This window comes from Streptomyces sp. NBC_00873, assembly GCF_045207415.1.
Classification (GTDB): domain Bacteria; phylum Actinomycetota; class Actinomycetes; order Streptomycetales; family Streptomycetaceae; genus Streptomyces.
Genome location: NZ_CP108805.1, coordinates 52,375 through 73,493 on the forward strand (window position 1 = coordinate 52,375; position 21,119 = coordinate 73,493).

Annotated in this window: 36 protein-coding genes; all 36 read left to right on the forward strand. The window is 69.5% G+C overall.

What is annotated here, in order from left to right:
* Positions 1-5 precede the first annotated feature (5 nt).
* The 36 genes from OH809_RS45210 (at position 6) to OH809_RS45385 (ending at position 21,114) form a co-directional block, all read left to right on the forward strand.
* The gene (locus OH809_RS45210; protein WP_399559172.1) at positions 6-989 is read left to right on the forward strand and encodes an ERF family protein; all 984 of its coding nucleotides are present in this window, start codon (positions 6-8) and stop codon (positions 987-989) included.
* The gene (locus OH809_RS45215) at positions 989-1,618 is read left to right on the forward strand and encodes a WhiB family transcriptional regulator (protein ID WP_406516348.1); all 630 of its coding nucleotides are present in this window, start codon (positions 989-991) and stop codon (positions 1,616-1,618) included. Before OH809_RS45210 ends, OH809_RS45215 begins: the two co-directional genes overlap by 1 nt.
* The gene (locus tag OH809_RS45220) at positions 1,618-2,868 is read left to right on the forward strand and encodes a DNA cytosine methyltransferase (protein WP_399559174.1); all 1,251 of its coding nucleotides are present in this window, start codon (positions 1,618-1,620) and stop codon (positions 2,866-2,868) included. Before OH809_RS45215 ends, OH809_RS45220 begins: the two co-directional genes overlap by 1 nt.
* Before the next feature lie 63 nt (positions 2,869-2,931).
* Entirely contained in the window at positions 2,932-3,150 is a 219-nt protein-coding gene (locus tag OH809_RS45225; protein ID WP_399559175.1) for a hypothetical protein, read from the forward strand.
* A 41-nt stretch (positions 3,151-3,191) separates the two neighbouring features.
* A complete protein-coding gene (locus tag OH809_RS45230) occupies positions 3,192-3,491 on the forward strand; it encodes a hypothetical protein (protein WP_406516349.1) in 300 nt (99 codons plus the stop codon).
* Positions 3,488-4,408 carry a hypothetical protein gene (locus OH809_RS45235; RefSeq protein WP_399559177.1) on the forward strand — a complete coding sequence of 307 codons (921 nt, stop codon included), beginning with the start codon at positions 3,488-3,490 and terminating at the stop codon, positions 4,406-4,408. Before OH809_RS45230 ends, OH809_RS45235 begins: the two co-directional genes overlap by 4 nt.
* Positions 4,405-4,851, forward strand: coding sequence for a hypothetical protein (locus tag OH809_RS45240; RefSeq protein ID WP_399559178.1), 447 nt, complete (start codon positions 4,405-4,407; stop codon positions 4,849-4,851). Before OH809_RS45235 ends, OH809_RS45240 begins: the two co-directional genes overlap by 4 nt.
* Entirely contained in the window at positions 4,848-5,264 is a 417-nt protein-coding gene (locus OH809_RS45245; protein ID WP_399559179.1) for a hypothetical protein, read from the forward strand. The genes OH809_RS45240 and OH809_RS45245 overlap by 4 nt, the downstream gene beginning before the upstream one ends.
* A gap of 425 nt (positions 5,265-5,689) precedes the next feature.
* Positions 5,690-6,133 (forward strand): hypothetical protein, encoded by a 444-nt coding sequence (locus tag OH809_RS45250; protein ID WP_399559181.1) that lies wholly within the window; start codon positions 5,690-5,692, stop codon positions 6,131-6,133.
* A 254-nt stretch (positions 6,134-6,387) separates the two neighbouring features.
* Positions 6,388-7,776, forward strand: coding sequence for a transcriptional regulator (locus OH809_RS45255; protein ID WP_399559183.1), 1,389 nt, complete (start codon positions 6,388-6,390; stop codon positions 7,774-7,776).
* Between the two features lie 12 nt (positions 7,777-7,788).
* Positions 7,789-8,166 carry a hypothetical protein gene (locus OH809_RS45260; protein ID WP_399559185.1) on the forward strand — a complete coding sequence of 126 codons (378 nt, stop codon included), beginning with the start codon at positions 7,789-7,791 and terminating at the stop codon, positions 8,164-8,166.
* On the forward strand, positions 8,163-8,936 hold the full coding sequence (locus tag OH809_RS45265; protein WP_399559186.1) for a DciA family protein: 774 nt from the start codon (positions 8,163-8,165) through the stop codon (positions 8,934-8,936). The genes OH809_RS45260 and OH809_RS45265 overlap by 4 nt, the downstream gene beginning before the upstream one ends.
* A 25-nt stretch (positions 8,937-8,961) precedes the next feature.
* On the forward strand, positions 8,962-9,096 hold the full coding sequence (locus OH809_RS45270) for a hypothetical protein (RefSeq protein WP_406425677.1): 135 nt from the start codon (positions 8,962-8,964) through the stop codon (positions 9,094-9,096).
* A 130-nt stretch (positions 9,097-9,226) separates the two neighbouring features.
* Complete coding sequence (locus tag OH809_RS45275) at positions 9,227-9,973, forward strand: ParA family protein (RefSeq protein WP_331746689.1); 747 nt, start codon at positions 9,227-9,229, stop codon at positions 9,971-9,973.
* Positions 9,973-11,202 (forward strand): hypothetical protein, encoded by a 1,230-nt coding sequence (locus tag OH809_RS45280; RefSeq protein WP_399559188.1) that lies wholly within the window; start codon positions 9,973-9,975, stop codon positions 11,200-11,202. Before OH809_RS45275 ends, OH809_RS45280 begins: the two co-directional genes overlap by 1 nt.
* 614 nt (positions 11,203-11,816) lie before the next feature.
* On the forward strand, positions 11,817-12,182 hold the full coding sequence (locus tag OH809_RS45285) for a hypothetical protein (protein ID WP_406516350.1): 366 nt from the start codon (positions 11,817-11,819) through the stop codon (positions 12,180-12,182).
* 228 nt (positions 12,183-12,410) lie between these two features.
* Complete coding sequence (locus OH809_RS45290) at positions 12,411-12,944, forward strand: hypothetical protein (protein ID WP_406516351.1); 534 nt, start codon at positions 12,411-12,413, stop codon at positions 12,942-12,944.
* A 133-nt stretch (positions 12,945-13,077) separates the two neighbouring features.
* Positions 13,078-13,302 carry a hypothetical protein gene (locus tag OH809_RS45295; RefSeq protein WP_399559192.1) on the forward strand — a complete coding sequence of 75 codons (225 nt, stop codon included), beginning with the start codon at positions 13,078-13,080 and terminating at the stop codon, positions 13,300-13,302.
* A gap of 175 nt (positions 13,303-13,477) precedes the next feature.
* Positions 13,478-13,822: a hypothetical protein gene (locus OH809_RS45300; protein WP_399559194.1), complete on the forward strand. Its 345-nt coding sequence runs from the start codon at positions 13,478-13,480 to the stop codon at positions 13,820-13,822.
* 106 nt (positions 13,823-13,928) lie between these two features.
* The gene (locus tag OH809_RS45305; RefSeq protein ID WP_399559195.1) at positions 13,929-14,375 is read left to right on the forward strand and encodes a hypothetical protein; all 447 of its coding nucleotides are present in this window, start codon (positions 13,929-13,931) and stop codon (positions 14,373-14,375) included.
* A gap of 41 nt (positions 14,376-14,416) precedes the next feature.
* Positions 14,417-14,701 carry a hypothetical protein gene (locus OH809_RS45310; RefSeq protein ID WP_399559196.1) on the forward strand — a complete coding sequence of 95 codons (285 nt, stop codon included), beginning with the start codon at positions 14,417-14,419 and terminating at the stop codon, positions 14,699-14,701.
* The gene (locus OH809_RS45315) at positions 14,698-15,111 is read left to right on the forward strand and encodes a hypothetical protein (protein ID WP_399559197.1); all 414 of its coding nucleotides are present in this window, start codon (positions 14,698-14,700) and stop codon (positions 15,109-15,111) included. The genes OH809_RS45310 and OH809_RS45315 overlap by 4 nt, the downstream gene beginning before the upstream one ends.
* Positions 15,108-15,242, forward strand: coding sequence for a hypothetical protein (locus tag OH809_RS45320; protein WP_406516352.1), 135 nt, complete (start codon positions 15,108-15,110; stop codon positions 15,240-15,242). The genes OH809_RS45315 and OH809_RS45320 overlap by 4 nt, the downstream gene beginning before the upstream one ends.
* Positions 15,239-15,766, forward strand: coding sequence for a hypothetical protein (locus OH809_RS45325; protein ID WP_399559198.1), 528 nt, complete (start codon positions 15,239-15,241; stop codon positions 15,764-15,766). Before OH809_RS45320 ends, OH809_RS45325 begins: the two co-directional genes overlap by 4 nt.
* Positions 15,763-16,125: a hypothetical protein gene (locus tag OH809_RS45330; RefSeq protein WP_399559199.1), complete on the forward strand. Its 363-nt coding sequence runs from the start codon at positions 15,763-15,765 to the stop codon at positions 16,123-16,125. The genes OH809_RS45325 and OH809_RS45330 overlap by 4 nt, the downstream gene beginning before the upstream one ends.
* On the forward strand, positions 16,122-16,364 hold the full coding sequence (locus tag OH809_RS45335; RefSeq protein WP_331746714.1) for a hypothetical protein: 243 nt from the start codon (positions 16,122-16,124) through the stop codon (positions 16,362-16,364). Before OH809_RS45330 ends, OH809_RS45335 begins: the two co-directional genes overlap by 4 nt.
* Positions 16,361-16,582 carry a hypothetical protein gene (locus OH809_RS45340; RefSeq protein WP_406516353.1) on the forward strand — a complete coding sequence of 74 codons (222 nt, stop codon included), beginning with the start codon at positions 16,361-16,363 and terminating at the stop codon, positions 16,580-16,582. Before OH809_RS45335 ends, OH809_RS45340 begins: the two co-directional genes overlap by 4 nt.
* Positions 16,579-16,920, forward strand: coding sequence for a hypothetical protein (locus tag OH809_RS45345; protein ID WP_399559200.1), 342 nt, complete (start codon positions 16,579-16,581; stop codon positions 16,918-16,920). Before OH809_RS45340 ends, OH809_RS45345 begins: the two co-directional genes overlap by 4 nt.
* Entirely contained in the window at positions 16,917-17,372 is a 456-nt protein-coding gene (locus OH809_RS45350) for a hypothetical protein (RefSeq protein WP_399559201.1), read from the forward strand. Before OH809_RS45345 ends, OH809_RS45350 begins: the two co-directional genes overlap by 4 nt.
* A complete protein-coding gene (locus tag OH809_RS45355; protein WP_406516354.1) occupies positions 17,369-17,866 on the forward strand; it encodes a WhiB family transcriptional regulator in 498 nt (165 codons plus the stop codon). Before OH809_RS45350 ends, OH809_RS45355 begins: the two co-directional genes overlap by 4 nt.
* 530 nt (positions 17,867-18,396) lie before the next feature.
* The gene (locus tag OH809_RS45360; RefSeq protein ID WP_406516355.1) at positions 18,397-18,801 is read left to right on the forward strand and encodes a hypothetical protein; all 405 of its coding nucleotides are present in this window, start codon (positions 18,397-18,399) and stop codon (positions 18,799-18,801) included.
* The gene (ssb, locus tag OH809_RS45365; protein WP_399559203.1) at positions 18,798-19,334 is read left to right on the forward strand and encodes a single-stranded DNA-binding protein; all 537 of its coding nucleotides are present in this window, start codon (positions 18,798-18,800) and stop codon (positions 19,332-19,334) included. Before OH809_RS45360 ends, ssb begins: the two co-directional genes overlap by 4 nt.
* A gap of 162 nt (positions 19,335-19,496) precedes the next feature.
* Positions 19,497-19,973, forward strand: coding sequence for a hypothetical protein (locus OH809_RS45370; protein ID WP_399559204.1), 477 nt, complete (start codon positions 19,497-19,499; stop codon positions 19,971-19,973).
* Between the two features lie 110 nt (positions 19,974-20,083).
* The gene (locus tag OH809_RS45375; RefSeq protein ID WP_399559206.1) at positions 20,084-20,449 is read left to right on the forward strand and encodes a hypothetical protein; all 366 of its coding nucleotides are present in this window, start codon (positions 20,084-20,086) and stop codon (positions 20,447-20,449) included.
* 65 nt (positions 20,450-20,514) lie between these two features.
* On the forward strand, positions 20,515-20,667 hold the full coding sequence (locus OH809_RS45380) for a hypothetical protein (protein WP_406516356.1): 153 nt from the start codon (positions 20,515-20,517) through the stop codon (positions 20,665-20,667).
* Between the two features lie 30 nt (positions 20,668-20,697).
* Positions 20,698-21,114 carry a hypothetical protein gene (locus OH809_RS45385; protein WP_399559210.1) on the forward strand — a complete coding sequence of 139 codons (417 nt, stop codon included), beginning with the start codon at positions 20,698-20,700 and terminating at the stop codon, positions 21,112-21,114.
* Positions 21,115-21,119: the final 5 nt, after the last annotated feature.

Here is a 21,119-nt window from a genome sequence, read left to right on the forward strand (position 1 = left end):
ACCTCATGGCCACGGCCGTCGAGGCCCTCGCCAGCACCACGGCGGAGGGTCCCACCTCGCACACCCAAAACTCGGATCTGCCCAGCGTCTACCAGCTGATGGCCCTCGTCATGCGCGACGTGCGGAACCTCGGCAAGGAGGGCTACAACGACCACCAGAAGTACAAGTTCCGGGGCGTGGACGGCGCCATCGGAGCCCTCGCCCAGCCGCTGAGGGACCACGGCGTGTTCATGACCCCGGAGGTCCTGGACTGCCAGACCGAGGTGCGCGGCAAGATGAACGCGGTCCGGATGCGGGTCGCGTTCCACTTCTACGGGCCGGCCGGTGACCGGGTCACCGCAGTCACCATGGGCGAGGCCTCGGATGTGGCGGACAAGGCGTCGAACAAGGCGATGTCCGCGGCGTTGAAGTACGCCCTGATCCACACGTTCATGATCCCGGTGGATGCCGGGTCGCTGGACGACGGCGACCGCGACCACCCGGTGGGGCAGCGGTCCCCGGCAGACGGGTACATGGAGCGGCTGCGGAAGCCCGCCGTGTGGAACAACGTCACGGCGCTGCAGGCGATGCACACCGAGGCGAAGGCCGACGGGCTCCTCAATGCGAGCGTGCACGGCCCGGACGGTGAGACGACGCTCGGCGCTCTGCTGGTGGCCCGCGGCACGCAGCTGAAGGGCGAGGCGGCGGCCCGGGAGGAGCGGAAGGCGCAGGAGGCGCCGGCCGCGGCCGCGCAGGTTGCCGTCGAGCACGGCGTGGCTGCTGACTCGGTGGACCAGCTCATGGCCCAGGTGCAGCGGCACTGGAACGACCCGATGGAACTGACGAAGGACATGGCCGAGGCCACCCGCCGCAACCTGGCGCAGAGGGAGGTCGATGGCCCGTTCGGCGGGATGGTCCCGTTCGGCGAGATGGTCACCGCCCGCATTGCCGAGCTCAAGGAGCAGGCCCGCCTGGCCGAGCAGAACGGTCCGCAGAGGAGCGCCGCCTGATGGCCGGGGGTTGGGAGACGGCAGCCTGCCGAGGCCTGAACCCCCGCCTCTTCTACCCGGGCCCCGTCAGTAACGCGTCCATCGCCCAGGCCGAGCGGGCCCGGGCGGTGTGCGACCGCTGCCCGATCCGGGCCCTGTGCCTGGATGATGCGCTCACCTCGAAGGGGCGCGATGCCGCTGCGGACCGTGTGGGGATCCGCGGTGGCCTGGACGGGCGGGAGCGGTACGCCCTGCAGCGCGGTCATCGTCTCCCGCGCCGGCCTCTACCGATACCCGACGACGGGCGTGAGCACGGGAAGCGGCCTACGTACCGCAAGGGCTGCCGGTGCTTCGCGTGCTGCGCGGCCGAGACCAGCAAGGAGCCCCGTCCGGTCTGTGAGTTGGCGCCGTGCGGGACCAAGGCCGCGTATCGGCGGCACGTGCGCAACGGTCAGGAGATCGACCCGGAGTGTGCCGCGACGCAGCGGGGGCGGTACAGCAGCCCGCGCCTGGTGCCGGAGGTACGGCCCGCGTGCGGTACGCGCAGCGGCTACCAGTGGCACACCGAGCGCCACGAGATTCCCTGCCCCGAATGCACCGCGGCCGATCTGGCCGTTGTCTGGTTCGTCCGCGAGAGGAGCGCTGCCTGATGTCGTACGCCGTGACGTGGTCTGACCAGTTCGCCGGCGGTGGCGGTGCCTGTGAGGGTTTGGAGCGGATCCCGGGCAGTCGGGTAGTGCAGGCCGGCAACCACGCCCAGCACGCCGTGGCCACCTACCTCGCCAACCACAGCCACGTGAGAGTCGAGTGCGCCGACCTTTCCCAGGTCGTTCCTGCCGCTTGGCCGCGCACCCACGCCATGTGGTCGTCGCCGGAGTGCACCAACCACACGGTGGCACAGGGCAAGCGGCGCGGGCACGGGGAGTTCACCGACGGGCTGTTCTCCTCGACCGGTCGGGACGAGACGACGATCCGGTCCCGGGCCACCATGCACTGCGTGCCGCGGTTCGCCGAGTACCACCAGTACCAGGCGATCGTGGTCGAGAACGTCGCCGAGGCTCGCTGGTGGGGGCCGGAGCACAACCGTGGGGCCGCGTTCGACGCATGGCTGATGCAGATGCGGGTGTGGGGCTACCACCACCGGGTGCTGTACCTGAACTCCGCGCACCTGGCCGCGTACGGTCCAGCAGCGGCAACGTCCCGGGACCGCATGTATGTGGTGTTCTGGCACGAGAGCGTGGGCCGTACCCCGGACTTCGACAAGTGGACCCGCCCGTACGTCGACTGCGCCCGCCACGGCCGCGTCCAGGGCATTCAGGCGTTCAAGGACACCGACTCTTGCTCCCCGCAGCGTCCGTGGGGCAAGCACGGCTCCCAGTACGTATGGCGGTGCCCGAACAGGCGCTGCGCGACGGTGCCGCTACTTCCCGCGGACCGGCGCCCCGGCGCAGACGCCATCGACCTGTCCCAGCCGGGCCGGCGTATCGGCGACCGGTTCCAGCCCAACACCCGCCGCAAGGTCGAAGACGGGCACCGAGCCTACGCAGGCGCCCCGTTCATCGCGGAACTCCGCGGCGGAGGGTCCACCCACCGGGCCCTGTCCGAACCGCTGTCGACGATCACCGCAGGCGGCAACCACCACCTGTGGGTCCACGGGGACGCCCCGGACATCCGTGACCGCTACGCACGGATGCTGACCATCGAAGAACGCAAGGTCGCCTCCGCGTTTCCCGCCGAATACCAGCTGTGCGCCACCGCAGAGAAGAAGTCCGACCGGGACCAACAGCTGGTCTCGCTAATCGGCATGGCCGTCACACCGAACGCGTCACGGGACCTGGGGGCGATGGTCTCCGAGTTCATAACCGGCGAACCACTCGAACCATTCAGCCTCGCAGCCTGATCCACCGGCCGGTCCCACACAGGGGCCGGCCGCAGTCTTCTCCACCCCTGTTGGGAGGCCCCTGTGGGCATCGTCGTTCTTCTGTGCCTGGCCCCCAGTGCCGCCGCCGTCGTGGTCGGCGCGTTGCGGGCGCGGCCGCGCGCCCTGCCCGAGCCGTACGTCCAGTACCGCCCGCACCTGCACCCCCACGTCGTGCTCGCCGAACTCGAAGTGCGGCAGGCCTACCGGGACCTGGCCCCCCTGTACGAGACCCCCACCCTGTCCGGGCCGCCCGCCCGATGACACCCACCCCGCACGACTGGCGCCCCAATGAGGAGGAGGCGATGTCCGTGTACCCGATAGCCGTGGCCGTGTTCGCCGCCGTGACCGTGGGCGCCGGTATCGGCTGGTGGCGGCTGCGCACCCTGCAGCACGTCATCCGGCGGGAGCGGGCCACGGTCCGCCTGACCGAGGCCGCCCACCACCGCGACACGCAGGCGTTTCAGCGCCGCATCCACGCCGCGGTCGCCGAGCACCGGACCGCCGAACTACGCGACCGGCTGCTGGCCGAGGCCGAGCAGATCGTGTCAGCCGAGTACGCCCGCACTACCCGCCACAACCAGCAGGAGGGGGACACGCCATGACCGATCCGATAGCCGCACGGCAGCAGCTCGTCGACCACGCGCACTACAAGTACCGGGGGTGCGCCCCCGACGAGGACACCCCGAGCATGTCGGCAGCGGACCCGGACGTGTCCCTGGACGCGTGGGGCCCGTACACCGGGGACGGTGCCGAACCGCAGAAGGAACGCTTCGACCGGGAGAAGGCCGCCAAGCAGATCTGCGGCCGCTGCCCGGTCCTCGCCCTGTGCCGCACCTACGCCAGCACGACCGTGGTGGACGCGGACGGGGTGGAGCACCTGGTCGAGCCGGAGGGTGTCATGGGCGGGGAGCTCGCCCTGGCCCGGCACCGTGCCCTGATCGCCCGCCGGCACGCCACCACCGTCGGCACCGCCCCCGCCGAGCAGGCCCCGGCCGTACCGGTGGTCCGGGACCTGGCCGAAGGGCGCACGAAGCAGAAGCGGGCCGTCCTCGACGCCCTCGCCCGCGAAACCGACCCCGAACGCGTGGCCTACCGGGCCGGGATGGACGTCCGCACCGCGAACTGGCACCGGTCCGCACTGGTGACGATGCTCGGCCTCGACAAGGAACGCGCGACCCGCGACCAGCTCCTCGCCGCCGCCGTCGACCAGAGCCTGCTGCCCCGCTCGACCCGGATCCGCCCCGACGGGCGCTGGGCCTACGCCGCGGCGCCGACGACGGACGGGGCACGGCAGCGCCGCATCGCTCCCGGCCGCCCCGTCCAGCTGATCCTGCCCGGCCTGGAAGACCTGCCCCGCACCCGCAGGGCCTCGGTCCGCCCGGGCCGGCCGCCCAAGGGCCGCGGCCCTGCCCCCTCACCGCGCCGCCGTACCCGGCTGCGGCGCCTCGCCGCTGTACGGACCGCCCTGCAGCCCCGTATCCCGCTCGTCCCGACACCCGTGCTGGAGCCTGCCGCATGACCACCGACCACACCCCAGCCCCCACGGTCACGGTCACCGACCTGACGCCCGCCCTAGGCGCTTCCGCCGACCAGGCGCTCGCCGACCGCTGCCAGACCTCCGGGGACTACCTCGCCGGACTCCTCGCCGCCGGAACCCTCGAAGCGGTCGGCACGCCCCGCAAGCTCCCCGAGCTGCTGTTCCCCGACTACGACCCCAAGATGGTGCGGGCCATATGGGAGGCCGCCCTCCCCGTCGGATTTCGGGCCGGGCAGATCGCCGCACGTCCCCGCTGGACCCCCGACGCCCTCAACCGGCTCCGGGCCGCCCTGAACGACGCCGGGTACACGGCCATGGGTGCTCTCGCCGCCCGGTCCGCGAGCATCCACCCGCCCCGGCACCCCGCCGACGACGAACCCCTCGACCACACCACCAGCGACGTGCGGGACGGCGGGCACCCGTGACGTACAACGCCCTCAACCGCGATGTTTTCGACGACGCGAAGCGGCGCCGGTACCTCGACCTCGTCGCCACGGGCATGAACCTCGCCGACGCCGCCGCAGCAACCCCCATCCACCACAACGTGCCCCGCCGCCACGAACGCACCGACCCCGCATTCGCCCAGGCCCTCGCCGACGCCAAAGCTCAGGGGAAGAAGATCCGGCAGGAGAACGTGGCGCACGACGAGTACCGGTACAACTGCCTGAACTGCCGGTGTGATGTGTGCTGCACCGCTGCGACCAAAGGCCGCGCCGCCCGCCGGGCCGCCGCCCAACCCGAGGGCGCGGAAGGGCAGTCCGGACCCCCGGGCGAAGTCCGCGACATCCGGGTTCAGCCCAAGTCTTTCCCTTCCTTTTTGCTGGCCAGGGCCTCTTGAGGGGTCACCGGGCCAGCCGAGCAAGATCACGTTACTTGGTGTGAATTTTTATAGGACAGAGATCGCCGCCCGCACAGCCGTGCGATGAGCAGCCGAACTGATGACAAGTCCGATGAACAACACGATCGTCAAGCAGGGGGACAAGTGGAGAGCCGAACGAGTAGGCTGGGCCTGGCGCCAGACGACCACTCAGAAATGGGATCGGTCGAACTGGCCCCCAAGACAAAGGAAAGGCCCCGCTGTAGTCCCGGGTGGTTGCACACCAGGGAGCGGGGCCGAGCCGACACACAACCCCTACGAAGGTGCCGACTGATGGCTAAGAGTACCTGGGGATTTCCCCCTGACGACAGTAGGACCCCGCGATCCGGCGTGACGATCACACCGCCGACGCAGCGAGGCCCTGTCACCACTACGCTCTCCGCGCGATGAGCAACGCGGCCGAGCAGACCTCGGCCACCGCCGCAGACGACCTCACCCTCGACCAACTGCGCGTCGAGTTGCGCCACCTGGTCGCGCTCGCGGACAGCGCAGAGCGGCCCAAGCCGACGCGCATCAACCCCGCAGGGCACGCCATGCCAGGCTACGAGTGGGAAGTCACCCAGCGAGTTCTCGCGCGCAACTTCCAGACCGTGCCCACCTGGCTGATACGAACGGTTGACGAGGAAGAGTGCGCCGACGCGGTGTACGTGTCCTCGCCTGACTGCATGTTCCCAACCGAAGACTTCATTGCCATGCCCGCCGAGAACGCTCGGCAGCTCGCCATGGCACTCCTCGCGGCGGCCGACCGAGCCGACCACCAAGCCCTCGGCATTCCTCGACTTGAGGACCGCCGGACACGACGCCCCAGTAAGGGAGATCAGGTGACGTAGCGACTTCCTGGGCGGGAGGCCCTGTGCCCTTTGGCGGGGGCACTTCCTCTACCGCCGGCCGCTGGTGTTGACGCACCGTGCGCGGCCACTTCCTACGGCTCGAAGTTGACGCCTCGAGCTAAGGCCCGAACTTCCGGATCCGGTTTGACGACCGGGGCCGAGCAGGTCGAGCGACTAACAGGTTCTCCGCGAACCCTTCACCCCGCGAACGGGGCCTTCAGCACATCCACTCCGAAGATGAGGACGGGTACATAGTGCAGCATCGCACGCCTGCTTGTCAGCTTTCGCGCGCCACTCGTGGTGATTCGCGGCAAAACTCCACCACCGACAACGGCACCCAGTGCCCTCCGATCGCGCCCGCGTGCCAGTGGCTCACCACCACCACCGGGCGGATCGCGACCGACGGCCACTCCTGGATGACCGCCGTTCACTGGGCCGCCGACCCCAAGGCGAAGCGCTACACCTCCACCCGCACCCATGGCCCCCGCACCATGAACGCCACCACCATCGTCATCGCGCAGGAGTGCGCCAACCTCAAGACATGCCGGCCCGGCATCGCCTACCTCGCCCGCAAGGCCAAGTGCTCCGAGCGGACCGTCGAGTACCACCTCGGGATGCTCCGCGAAGCCGGACTCCTCGCCTACCAGTCCAAGGGCGGCCGTGTCGCCCAGGGCATGGACGAGGCGTCCGTGTACGAACGGATCATCCCCGCCGCGTTCGACGAGGCCCTCGGGATCCGAACCATCGGCGAAGGGGTGCAACAGCGCCCTGTCGGCATCGCCGAAGAAGGCCGGAAGCTCATCGGGAAGCTCGCGAAGAAGGCCGCCCGGAAGGTGCGTCGCAGCCGCCCCCGGACCCCCGTTTCTGGTGGGAAGCGTTGCACCCTAATGGAGGGTGGTACTTCTCCGGCTTTCCCTGCGGCTAGTTCTATCCCCCCCTCTGAGACAGGACTCGCCAGCGGGAGCAGCAGTCACCCCACCCCGAAGAAGGCCACCAGCGGGCCGCGGAAGCTGAACCGGGTCGGCCGCCGCTACCAGCTGGCCACCGAGCTCATCACCAACGTGCCGTGGCTGCAGCGCGCTTCCGCAGCCCGCATCTCGTGGATTGCCCGACACTGCGCCGACGCCGGGTGGACCTGGCGGGAAGTGCAGGCCGCCGCCGAGGAGCACAGCCCGATCGACCCGGCCGAGGCTCGCCGCCCGTCCGGGCTCCTCGCGCACCGCCTGAAGGGTGTCCACGTGCTGTACGCCGCCCCGGCCAGCCGCCGCCTAATGGTCACCGCGTGGGAAGACTCCCGCGCCCAGGAGCACTTCCGGCACGCCGAATACGACCAGGCCGCCGGGCCCGTCACGGTCACCGAAACTGCTCTCGAGGCCATGCGCACCATCCACGCCGTGCTCCAGCCGACCGCGGCGGGCGAGGACTGCACCGAGCACGAGGAAGGAGCCCTCGACATCGAGACCCTGACCCGCGCCGAGGTTCTCGAGCACCGGGCCTTCGCTGCGCACGACCCCGAGTACGTCAGCGGCCTACTCGCCGCCCTCGGCGACCAGGACGCCCGTCGGCTTCTCACGCACCGCCTCGTCGACCAGGCGCTCACCCTGCTTCGCCTGAACGCCCCCGCCCCCGCCAACGCCTTCTGACCGGAGACCACCATGACCAGCAAGAAGCGCAACACCAGCAGCCGGACCGCGAAACTGCGGCGCCAGGCAAAAGCCCGCGCTGAGCGCAGCACCCGCACAGCCCCGGACTGGGCCCCCCTTCCCGCCGCCCTTGAAGCGTTCGAGCAGGCATGCGCCATCGGGTACCTCCGTGTGCGGCGCCCCGATGGGCAGATCGAAGAGCTCACCCTGACTCGCATCCGCGACTACCTCAACGCCGCCTACGCAGCCTCCGACGAATCCCCCCTGGAGCCGGGAGAACTGGCCGACCTCCTTTCCGCCGACCTTCGTGACGGCGAGATGGCCATGTGGACGGACGGTCTGTGGTCGGTCAACGAGGACTACTTCGCCACACCGGAGGCCCAGCCGTGACCACGGAACCCTCCGGCGCCGACCTCGCCCGCCAAGCCCTCGCCGCATACAAGTCGACCGCCCGCCCCGGCACCCAGCCGAAGCCCCGCACCCGGCTGCGCCGTGCCGACCGCGGCACCGGCCGCGACCCCGTCGGCCTCGGCGCCCTCCTCGGCCGTATCAGTGCCGAGCAGGGCTGGGAGGCCAGCCTGTCCGCCGGCAGCATCGTCGACCAGTGGGCGGACCTGTGCCCGCAGTTCGTCGGCCGTATCGAACCTGCCCACTACGACCCGGAGCGCCGCGTCCTCGAGCTGCGGCCCTGCTCTCCCGCCTACGCCGCCCAGCTCCGGCTCCTCGGCGGGCAGCTCGCCAAGCAGATCAACGACAAGTTGGGCAGCGACGTCGTCCGCGCGATCCGGCCCCTGCCCGTCGGCGCCATCACCACCACACCCACGGACCGGCCCGCCGTGGACCCTGCACCCGCAGCCAGCCCCGCCCCGGCCAGACCCCGTACGCCCCCGCCCGCTGGCTACCAGGCCGCGCGCGCCGCGATCCGCCCGACGTCCAGCAGTGTCGACGCCCGCGTCGTCGAAGCGATGGAACGACAGGCCCACGCCATGCTCCGCGAACCCGAGACCGCGTTCACCGACGCTGCCGTCGCCCGCCAGGAACTCGAGGAAGCCGCCGCCACACAGAACCCCGACCCGCTCCTCGCAAGCATCCAGGCCGCCCTCGCCTACAAGCACGCCGGGGCAGACAAACCCATCCGGCGGGCCTTCGACGTCGCATGACCACCACCCTGAACGGAGCCACACCATGCCCCAGACCACCGCACAGAACACCCCGGCGCCCGCTCCGATACCCCTGTGGGAACGGCACCAGCTGTTCCAGGAACCTGCCTGGCCCGAGGGCTTGGCCCTCGAAGACGAGGACGGCCAGGGCGAGGAGTAGCCGCCTCGAGTTTTACGGCCGTAAAACAGCCGCCCCCGCACGTCTCTCCGACCCTGCCCACCCCATCTGGCAGGATGCTCCCCGTACATCCGGAGTACCGGAACATCGGGAAGTAATCGGAGACAGCAAAATGCCTTACATCACCGTGCTCTTGAACAGGAAGGGCGGGGTGGGCAAATCGCTCATCACGGTCAACCTGGCCGCCGTCTACGCCGAGATTCTCGGCGCCAGCGGAGTCGACGGCACCGACCCGTCCGTGGCGGTCGTTTCGATAGACCCCCAGGCCACCAGCGTTGAGCACGCCGACGAGGTCAGGAAGGCTGGCCGTGACGTCCCCTTCCGTGTGGTGAACGCCCACAACAGCGTTGCGCAACTTCGTCGCCTTCGCCGCGCCAAGGCCGACTTCATCATCGTCGACACCCCCGGTTTCATGCCTCTCAACGAGGAGGACGAAAACGACGAGTCGATCGATCCCCTGGGCGACGGCACCGTAGGCGACGCGCTTCGCGCCATCCTTGACGTCGCGGACGATGTGATCGTCCCCCTTGAGGCCGAGGGTGCTGCATTCAGGCCGACGAAGACCACGATCGAGCGGGTGCTCATCCCGCGGCAGATCCCCTACGGCGTGCTCGTCAACAACTGGGACCCACGTGACGGAGAGGCCGACCGCGACCGGACCATCAGCATGGTGGAGCGCAGGGGATGGAACCTCTACAACACGACCATCCGCCACTACAAGCCGCATGCCCGCGGTATTACCAACGGGCGGTTCTGCACCCAGTACGAGTCGAACCATACCGCGACCAAGGCCAAGCAGGACTTCGTGGCCCTCGCCCTTGAGCACCAAATCCGCCGCCAGAAGCAGGCGGCCCTGTGATGGTGTCCAAGCACGACGAGTTCGACGACTTCCTCAACGATGATGACGAGGGCTCGATCGTCGACACCAGGGCTGACGGCCGGCTGCTTCGAGTGCCGCTGAATCGGCTGTCCCCTAACGGGGTCAATCCGCGGAAGGACTTCGGCACCAAGGCAGAGCTGGAAGACTTCGGCCGCAGCCTGAAGCGCCGCCAGCTCCAGGCCCTGCCCGTGGTGACACGCACGGCGTACCTGAAGCAGTGGCCCGACCACGAAGAGCTGATTGGCAACGTCGACTTCGTCATTGTCAGTGGAGAGCGCCGTTTCCGCGGCGCCTCCGCGGTCGGTCTTCCGGCGCTTGAGTGCGTCATCAACGACGACGTGGCCGAGACCCGGCGGACGTTTCTCGACGCGGTCGTGTCCGAGAACATCGACCGTCAGAACTTCGACGCGATCGAAGAGGCGAACGCAGTCGACGTCCTGGTGCAGGCATTCGGCACGGCTCGGGCTGTAGCCGAGCACTACGAACGAGGCGACGCCTGGGTGTCCCAGCGCCGCATCCTGCTGAGGCTGGCCCCCGAGGCGCAGGACCTGGTGCGGCGGCGCGATCTGCCACTGGAGCACGCGCGCAAGCTCGGGAAGCTGGTCAAGGACCACAGTTGGTCATCGGAAGAGCAGCTGGAGTGGTGGGCGCAGCAGCAGCAAGCCAGGCAGGCCGCCGCGGCTGGCAGGAAGGCCAGCAAGAAGAACGCTGCGCCGGTGCCCGCCCCGGCTATCGGAGTGCAACCCCAGGGTTCGGGAACGGCGCCGAGTTTTACGGCCGTAAAAACCCAGCCCGCCGTGGATGCGCGGGAAGCCCGTTCGCCGGCCCCCGTAGTCGCGGTGCAGGCTGAGTCAGCAGCCCCGCCCCCAGTCGCCGTGCCGGAGGCCGCAGGAGTTCAAAACCCGGCTTTGAACGGACCGGAAGCCACGGCGCCCGGCCAGACGCTCCAAGTCTCGACCGAGGCCGCTGACGTACCCGAGCAGCGTGCCGATCCTCTGGTTCGGCCGCCGGTGAAGATGCCGTGGGACGACGGGGTGGCAGCCATGAAGATCGTGTTCTGGAAACTCGACGAGGAGCAGCGGCGCCTTGCGATCGGCCAGTACCTCGAGATGGTCGGTGGCCCGGAGGCGGCGGCAGCCGACCTGGCGGCCGCGGTGTCGCCGGCGTACCGGCAGGCGCTCGTCGAGCACCTGAGCAGCGAACTGTAGGAGTACCGGACACGGCCCCTCCATCGCCGTGGAGGGGCCGTTGTCATGAGTGGTCGGATCCGGTCGAAAAGTAGTGCTGTGCCAGGGTTTTTCGATCACACGTCCGAGTGATAACCGGCCCCAGCTCTTCCACTTGCGTAATGCACCGACTTGGGTCGGTGGAGCCGACGCCCCCGCAGGGCGCACGGCCGCAGGGGCCGAGGTCTCCCCTCGCGGGATCGCAGCGCCTCCGCCCCTGCACCCTCACCACCACCGGGTTCATCCAACGTCTCCCGGTGCGGTCACTCCCGGACTACAATCACCGTCATCTGGCGGGTATGCCCGTGAGGTCTCGAGCCCCCGCGGCTCAGTGGGTCGTTGTCGGCAAAACTCCGCCCCCCGAACCGCAGGGGCTTCCTCATGCCCCGACCCGGCCGGCCGCCGCGGGGATGGCCGGGACATTACTCCCGACGGGGTCACAGGAGAATCAAAACTCCGGCTCTACGTACCGACATGGCGACATTAGTGTCACAGTGGGGCTCCCCGGCACTGGCCACCGGCAGCCACACCGGGGGAGGCGCGGTACTGCGGGTGCCGCGCTGCCCTTCCCAAAGCCGGAGGAGCGGAGACGCCCCATGCCCTCATCAGCAGAACCCGTACAGCCAACCGGCGCCCCCACTGGGCCAACAGCACGCATCTTCCAGCTCGACCGGCACGACCGGCGGGTCGGCCGCCAACGCAGCCGCCGCCCGGCACCCCCGCCGCCCCTTCATACCGAGCCGACACCGCAGCAGCGCCTCGCCGAAACAATGGAGGCCCTGTTCCTGGCCCGCGACCGGACACTGACCGACGAGCCGACCGCGGAGGCGTACCGGACCACACTGGACGCGGTGATGCTCATGCTCGACGGATCGCTCGCGGAGCACCTGGTAGGGGAGGAGGAGCACCGGCACCTGACCGGAATGATTCAGGGGATGCAGGCCGCGCCGAACGAACTGTGAATCTGCCGTACGACATTGCTGGCTGATCTGTGACGAGTCGCCAACTCCCCCTTGCGCACCGTTGATCACTTACCACTATCTGTTCAACTCCAGTCAGACTCGTGCCAGACTGGGCCGTCCGGAATGACCCGGAGTAACAGGCTCCGGCCCCCGGCGCGCGCCCGGCACACACACCCCGTCACGCAACGCGCCCCCGGGTCGGATTACGGGATGGGGACACCAATGGGCATGGGGCACGACGACACCGCCGCACAACGACTCCGCCTCCTGCAGCAGGAGTTCACCCAGCCTGTACGGACCGGACCCGGCGATGGCCGATCATCCCGCCCCACCCACGCCCCAGCCCCACTGAACCTCGGCGTCGTCGACCGCATCCGCGCCGCCGTCTACGAAGTTGAGACACACACCCGCACCGCGACGCCCGACGCCGGCCAGTACACCGGCGAGGAATCCCGCGTCTACGACTGGGCCCGCCAGCACACCGCCCACCTCGCAACCGAGCAGCAGAACGCCCGCGAGGCGATCATTTACCGGCAGGGCCTCGAGCACGCCATCGCCGCGGGCGACCCCACCGTCGTGCGCCGCCACCCCTGCCCGCAGTGCGGCTGCTGGGGCCTGTACTGGCGCGAGGCAGCCCAGCGTGCGGTCTGCGTGAACCACTACTGCACCGACGACAACGGCGTCTCCAACATGTGGGAGTTGAAGCGCCTCGCCCACGACCACATCGCCCGGAAAAGTGCCGTAGCCCAGCGTGCAACCTGACCGCCCCCTCGGCGGTCTACCTACCAGCACCACAACTTCATCACACAACACCCTCAAGCGGATTCACTGAATCCACCCCCCTGTATCGGCCGCCGTAGCTGCGAACTGTGGCCGCCCGATCCGGGAGCACGCCGTGGCCATACAAACGATCGTCCCGTACTCGGTCGCCAGCGACATGACGGAGCTGGACGACATCAGGGACCAGCTGAAGGACACCGGGCACCCGGTGGCCACCACCGACATCGAGCGGTGGATACGGGAGCAGGACCTGTACACCGAGAAGTACCGGCACCGGGTGTACGTGTCGTACAGCGACATTCTGATGGCTCATAAGGACTGGATCGCCGACAAGGCCTGACCAGCCGGCCACCACCTGACCGCCCCTCACCCCTGGGCCCCCAGCCCGGAGGTGGGGGGCTTTCTCATACCCTCACGCATTCCTATTGCTCACGCCATGAGAATTCGGGTAGTCTGGCGGAGCCGACAACGACCCGCACACAGCGGGTCGGAGTACCCCATCCCTGGAGGCCACCATGGCTAACGCCGTGATGACGCACGCCCCGACCCAACCCCGCGAGATACACCCCCACCACCTCGCAGCACCCATCGCGGACCAGGTCAACGACCTCCTCGACCAGGCCGACTGGCACGCCGACCGCCTCGAGCTCAGCGCCAGCGCCCTCCTCCACCACCAGGCCATCCAGCTCATCGGCATCCGCCCGCCGGCCTCCGGCGAACTCGCACGGTGCACCTGCCAGAACTGCTACTGCAGCGCCATCTTCGACGCCGCCACCGCCCGCACCTACATGGACGGCCCGATCGAGTTCGTCCAGTGCGAGACCTGCGCCGACGAACACCGCCTCACCGGCGACGAATAACCCCCAGCTCCCCGGCCCCGAGTCGAGCACCACACCCGATGGGTGCGCAGTAGCTCCCGGGGCCGGGTGCCCGCCTTCCACACCACGCCCGGACCGGGAGACCGCCATGACCCTGACCCTGACCCGCACCAGCACCGGCACCATCCTCGACGTCGCCGGCCAGCTCCTCAGCTACTTCAGCCTCGAGCGCACCGACCTCATCAACACCGGCCGGGAAGCGCTCAGCATCGAGGCCGCCGTGTTCCGGGCCGTCACCGGACGCATCCCCAACGCCTTCACCCGCGACCCCAAGACCGCGGAACTGCTGCTCGAGACGAACGAGCCCACGCAGGAAGCACTCGCCTGGATCTCCGCCGTGCTCCCCACCGACGCCCCGCACGACCCGGACACCGGCATCGACGACCACCTCGAGCACATCCGCACCTGGGTGACCACCAAGGACTTCTTCACCGGCACCCTCCCGGAACCCTTTGAGGTCCTCCAAGTCCTCCAGCAGGCCAAGCAGGCCGCCGAGGTCCTCACCGCCGTACCTGCCCAGCGCACCGCCGCCTGACCACCCGTCCTCCGCCCCAACGCCCAGAACGGACACACCCCATGAGCATCCTCACCATCACCCTCAACACCCTGGACGACCCCCGCGACCCCGACCACGCCCACGGCCGCGCCACCGCCTACGACGCCATCCACGACGGCACCCCGCTCGACGCCCTCGAAGCCCGCCTCGAATGGATGGAAGACCCCACCGTCAGCGGCACCACGTACACCGCCGCCTACCTCTCCGGGTACCGCGCCCAAATCGCCGACTGGCGGGCCTCCGAGTACGCCCTGCGCGCCGCCATCACCCACAACCCCACCTACTGGGTCGGCGGTGTCCGATGAGCGCCCCGCTGACGCCCGATGCGGCACTGGCCCGGCTCCGGCAGTACGGCGAGCGCACGTCGGCCTGGTCGACCGCGACGTACAACGACGGCACGGAGAAGGCGCTGCACGAGATCGCGCTGACCCTGGCCGCTGAGATGCAGCAGCTGCGTGACCGGGTTGCCGAGCTGGAGACGCAGTCGACCTGCCTGTCCCAGATGACGACGTCCCTGGGGACCTCGACGTGCGCGCTCCCGGCACGGCACAGGGGCGACCACCGCAACGCAGCGAAGAACCACTACTGGAGCGACGAGTACGCGGCTGGCGTGGCGGAGCCGGAGGCCATGCGCGAGCAGCACCCCGCCCCGCGTCGAGTCCCCGACTCACCGGACTGCGCCTGCCCGGCAGAGACGGACGCCGCCACCCAGTGACCTGGCCTACCGCACCCGAGCTCATAGCCGCCGCGCTGGGAGTCATCGCAGCCCTCATGATCTGCGCCTCCCAGCACGGCATCGGCACCACCAACCCGCAAGACCCGCCGGACGACGGAGACAAACCGTGACCAGGAAGACCAGCACCAAGCAGCGCCCCGCACCGAAGAAGCCACAGCTCCCCGCGGTTCGCGCGGTACTCCCCGTCCGGCCCCACACCGACACCCCGCCCACCCTCTACCCCGAGTTCATCACCGAAGCCCAGATCACCGCCGCCTACGCCGCCCGCCTCGCCGACCTCCCCCTCATCCCCATAACCGCATGGCAGCCCAACCCCGACGGCACCGTCCGCGCCCACTTCCCCACCGGCGCCAGCCTCACCCACACCCCCACCGGGTTCGACGCCCTCACCCCCTGCCCCAACGGCGCCCACCACCACCACCGCATCACCACCGGCCACGACCTCCGCGACGCCGCCGCAGCCGCAGTCCGCTGCACCCAGCTCCACGGCCGGCCCCGCACCCTCACCCTCGCCCAAGCCGCAACCACCACCGCCGACACCCAGGCCCTCAACCGCAACGACATCGACACCGGCCTCGCCCAGCGCACCGCGGCCGCCGACGAGGAGACACCGAAGGAGCACCCCCAGCCGTGACCGACAGCCCCCTCGACGCGTACGTCAGCCAGCTGGCCGCCACCCTCGCCCGCTCCAACGTCACCGCCCTCGTCCTCGCGGTGAACGGCAACAACCAGCTCGGAGCGCCCCTCCTCAACCACCCCGGCATCCGGAACTGGAACGGCAACCTCACCCGCGTCGGCCACCACGACAAGAACGCCTTCGCCCTCGAAGCCGATGCCGTCCTCCCCGCCTACATGTACGCGGACAGGGCCCACCACTGGCACGCCCACCTCAACGACCAGGGCGCATGGGTCCGCTGCCAGGCAGACGCCGACGGAGCCGTACCCATCACCATCGCCATCACCCAGACCCGCGACCAGGAGGACCAGTCGTGAACGACGCCGACATGTACAGCTACACCGACCCCACCGACGCATTCGGAAACACCCTGACCGTCATGCCCGTCGAAGCAGTCGTCTACCACGGCGAGATCCCCGTCGTGTCCCTCGGCGTGAACATCCACCCGGACTACACCGACCCGGAAACACCGATCGTCTACATCCCTCTGGGCGACGTCGAAGAGGTCGTGGCCGCCATCCGCGCCGCAGCCGCCCAGGCCACCAAGCCCCGGTGACCGAGTACGAGATCGCCTGCCTCGGCAAAACCCGGTTCACCAGCCGAAGCGCCGGACGACGCCGAGCCCGGCAGATACGAGGCGAAGGCGGACCCCGCTTCCACACCTACCGCTGCCCGTTCTGCCACGGCGTCCATTTGGCCCACCAGCTAGGGCACGCCACCTACCTCCGCGACACCCCATACGGCCCCACACTCATCCAGGAGTACGCGACATGACGAACTTCGACAGCCCCAATCAGCTCACCGAGACCATGATCCGCAGCGCTGTAGAGACCGACTGCGCCGTCATGACCTACCTGGAAAACGGCGACCTCCGAGACGCCCTCCACCTCGCAACCGTCAACGCCTACATCGCCGCCCTCGCCACAGAAGCCCTACGCCGCTTCACCCCCGACGCAGCAGACGCCGTTGTCCACCAGATCAACCAGGTGCTCGCCGCAGGCGACCTCAGCGGACCCGCCTACCGAACCGCCCAAGGGCTCGGCCACGACCCCAACCAGTGGATCGCCGAGTTCAACGAGCGCACCGCACGACGGAAGGCGAAGGGACTGTGACCATCACCGCCCCCGAGTCCTCACGCACCCACAGGCCCCAGTCCTGGCGCATCGAACTCCCCGTCGGCTCCCTCCTCATCAACGCCAACGACAGCCTCCACTTCCGCAAGAAGGCGGAGCTCGTCAAAGCCCTCCGCACCACCGCCTGGGCCACGGCACGGCAAGCCAAGCTCCCCGCCCTCCAGCGAGCACACGTCCACTACGTCATCCACCCCGACACGAAAGGCCGGCGTCGCGACCCGGGGAACTGGTCGCCCTCCGCCAAAGCCGCAGTCGACGGGCTCGTAGACGCCGGAGTTCTCCCCGACGACAACCACAAGCACCTCCTCGGCCCCGACCCCCGCCTGGGACACCCCATCAAGGGCTCCCAGCTCGTCCTCTGGATCACCGACCTCGACCAGATGACCCCCGACCACATCGCCCTCCTCAACCCGCCCGGAGACCCGTCATGACCGCCACCGCCATCGAACCCGCCGCTGTAGGAGTAATGCCGCGAAACACCGCGCCCGGCCTCGAATGGCGCCACGAAGCCGCGTGCCGCTGGATCGACCCCGACCTGTTCTGGCCGCTGGGGGAGAGCATGGCCGCCCGCCAGCAGGCCGAGCAGGCCAAAGCTGTGTGCGCCACGTGCCCGGTCCGGACCCAGTGCCTGGAGTGGGCGGTGGAGACCCGGCAGGACTTCGGGGTGTGGGGCGGTATGTCGGAGCGGGAGCGGCGTGGCCTGCACCGCCGGAAGGCGAGGTCGTACGGGGCGAGCGAGGTGTCTGCGTTGCAGCAGATCCTGACGGAGCGCCTGGACCTGTTCCTGGACGCCCAGGCGCGTGGCCTGCTGCCGGGGCAGATAGCCCGGGAGCTGGGGACGAACGTCCAGACGGTGAACAACGTGCTCGCCGTCCTGGAAGAGCGGGCGCAGCGCGACGCGGCCGCCGAGGAGGTGGCGGCATGACCAGTCACCGACGGGAAACACAAGCCGAACGAGACGCTCACGCTCGGTGGACTGCCCGACGTCGCCGGTTGCAGGTGCGTGGCGAGTGGATGCCCTTTGTGGATGCGGCACCGGTTCGCGCGCACATGAAGGCGTTGTTGGCGGCTGGGATGCCGGAGTCGTGCGTCGTGAGGGCTCTTGGTATGCCTCGTGGGGCTCTGCGTTCGGTCATGCGGGGTTCGGGGTCGTACGGGCCGGCGCAGAAGGTTCGGCGGGAGACGGGTGAGGCCGTTCTGGGTTTCTGGCCGAGACTTGAGGACTTTCCGGACTACGCGAGCATCGACCCCACGGGGACCCGGAGGCGCGCCCGTGCCCTTGGCGTGTTGGGCTGGACGCAGGCAACGATGGCGCAGCGGATAGGACGTCCAGAGGCGGCGTTCAAGGCTTCCCTGAGGGGCGAGCGGGTGTCCGCACGCTTCGCCCGAACGATAAAGCGGACCTACGACGAGCTGTGGGATCAGCGGCCCGAAGACCACGGGGTTCCTGTGTGGGTGGCTGAGCGTGCCCGGCGGCGTGCTCAGGCCGATGGCTGGTACGGGCCGTTGGCGTGGGACGACGACACGATCGACGACCCGGCCGCGGTCCCGCAGACCGATGCTCCGCCGCCCTCGTACACGGAGGGCGAGAACGTCGTCGACCGGTTCCTGATGGGCGAGTCCGTCGTCCTCGACAAGACGGGCCAGCGTGGGGTGATTGCCCACCTCATGGAGTGGACGCAGAACACCCCGGAAGAGATCGGGGCACGCCTGGACATGACCGGCGAGTCGGTGTCCAGGACGTGGGAGCGCATCAAGCGCAAGGCCCGCGATGAGGGCCGCAAAGCACCGTGGCGGCGGGTGTACGTACCGCTGCGCGACATGGATCTGACCAGAGACGAACTGAGGAGTGCGGCATGAGTCTGCCCACGTTGAACGGCACGGCACGTTTGATCGAGGACCCGGAACTTCGATTCGGTGCAGGGTCTGGGAAGGCCGTCGTGAAGGTGCGGTTGGCGTTCAACTCGAGGAAGAAGGACCCGAACACCGGCGAGTGGACCGATTCCGACTCGTTCTTCATCGACGGTAAGGCGTTTGACCAGGCCGCGGAAAACATCGCGGAGACGTTGCAGCGCGGCATGGAGGTCGTGGTGTCCGGCCGGCTGCGCACGGAGAAGTGGGAGACGAAGGAGGGGGAGAAGAGGTCGGCGCCGTCGTTGCTGATCGATTCGATAGGTCCGTCGCTGCGGTTCGCGACGGCCAAGGTGACGAAGGTCGCGGGGAAGGGTGCGCCGGAGGTTCAGCAGGCGCGTCGTTCTCAGGGTCAGGCGTCGGCGGATGATCCGTGGGCGCAGGGGACGCCGGGTTCGGGGCGGCCGTCCGGTGGTGGCGGCTGGGGGCAGGGGAGCAGCCAGGGTGGCGGGTCGTATCAGGGGGGCGAGCCTCCGTTTTGATCAGTAGGTGAAGGCGTTGGGTCCGGTTCCCGGTTGGGGGTCGGGCCCTTTGTCGTGCCGGGGCTGCCTTGCCTCCGTCATTTCTATTGCGAACGCCATGAGAATGTGGGTAGTCTGGCAGAGCCGACAACAACCCACCCGCCAAAGGCACATGGGGGACTCATGCAGGAACTCCGGCTCATCGACCCGGACGGCTACACCGTCTGCCTCGACACCCCCACCACGATCGTGGTCCCCGACGACCAGGCCGCAGCCGTCAAGGCGCAGCTCCTCGGCGCACCCGCCGCTGAGGACGCCGAGACGAAGCGCGCCCTGCAGGCAGACCACGCCCGCTACCTCGGGGCAGCGGCCAGCGCCTCCCTGATGGCCCAGAGCATTTACCGGGCCTCCAACTACACGGTCCAGCAGACCCCAATCACCCCGGCCGAGCTGGACGAGGACATCACCTACTACGCGTCCCGGTTCCTGCAGCACCGCGCGCAAGCCGCGGCGCAGAGCCTCGGCTACTCCAATGCGTACGCGTACGCGGCGTGGGGCCGGGAGCTGGCGGGACGCCTTGGCCGCCCGGACCTGCGCGGTGCGGCTCTGACCCAGGCCGCCGAGTCCGCCCTGTCCCACACCGGCGCACAGGCCGCCTGAACCCCCTGCCCGGTCTCCCCGCCCCCTGGGGGGCCACGGGCCGCGCCCTCACCCCACCCCCTGAGGGCGCGACTCCGCACCACACCCGTACAGGACAGCAGGAGGAAGCCATGACTCACACGATCGGCCGGACCCGTACGACCCCCCGCTACTCCGTCGTCGTCGCCCGCCCCGGCCTTCCGGCCGTGGCCCTCGGCTCGTACCAGAGCCCCGAGTTCGCCGGCCTGACCGCCTGGAACCTGGCCAACCACTTGGCAGAGCCCAGCGCGTACATCACGGTCGAGCCCCACGACGAGGACCTGTCGCACCTGCCCGCCCTTCCGACTGACCCGCAGCTGCTTGCCGACCACCTCGACGAGAAGTCCGGCCTGGACGTCCACGCCCGGCTCGCCGCCCAGGTCGGCACGAAGGCCGCCGGTCGTGTGCTCGCCGACGCGTACATGGTGCGCGCCACAGCCCTCCGCAACGCCGCCTGAACCGCCCACCCCCCGGGGTCGCCCGCCACGGCGGCCCCGGACCGCCCGAACCGCAGGAGGAAGTCATGGCCCGAATGGTCGGCAAGAACTGCCCGGAAGGCCCCGGTGGCCGCGACTGCTCCTGCTGCGGCCAGGCCCCCGGCAAGGACCGCAAGAACGCCCGCCGGACCGCCAAGCGCAGCGAGCGCAACGCCTGGAAGCGCGACACCCGCGCGTAACCCGTCCACCACCGCTTTAAGGAGTCCGCCGTGATCAGCAACCTGCCGTGGCAGCTGGTGTCCGACGGTGCCATCACCGCCGAGGCCGTCGACGTGTTCACGCGCGGCGCTTGCGCCGGCCTGGCTGTGGCGCTGCATGACGCGACGGGGTGGCCGCTGGTCGAGGTCGGGCACTGCGACGGGCTGCCGATCCACTTCATGGTCCGTGACCTGTCCGGCCGGCTCATCGACATCGAGGGCGCGCACGCGGACGAGGACGTTGCCGACGAGTACGAGTTCGTCGCCGACGACGGCGCCGTGACGTTCACCGAGATGTCCCGTGACGCCGTGTTGGCCAGCTACCGCGAGGACAGCGGTGAGCCCGTCCCGATGTCCGTCGTGCATGCCATCGCCCCCGTCGTGCTGGGAGCCCTTGGTAATGCCCTCACCGAACCCGGACGGCACTGATGTAC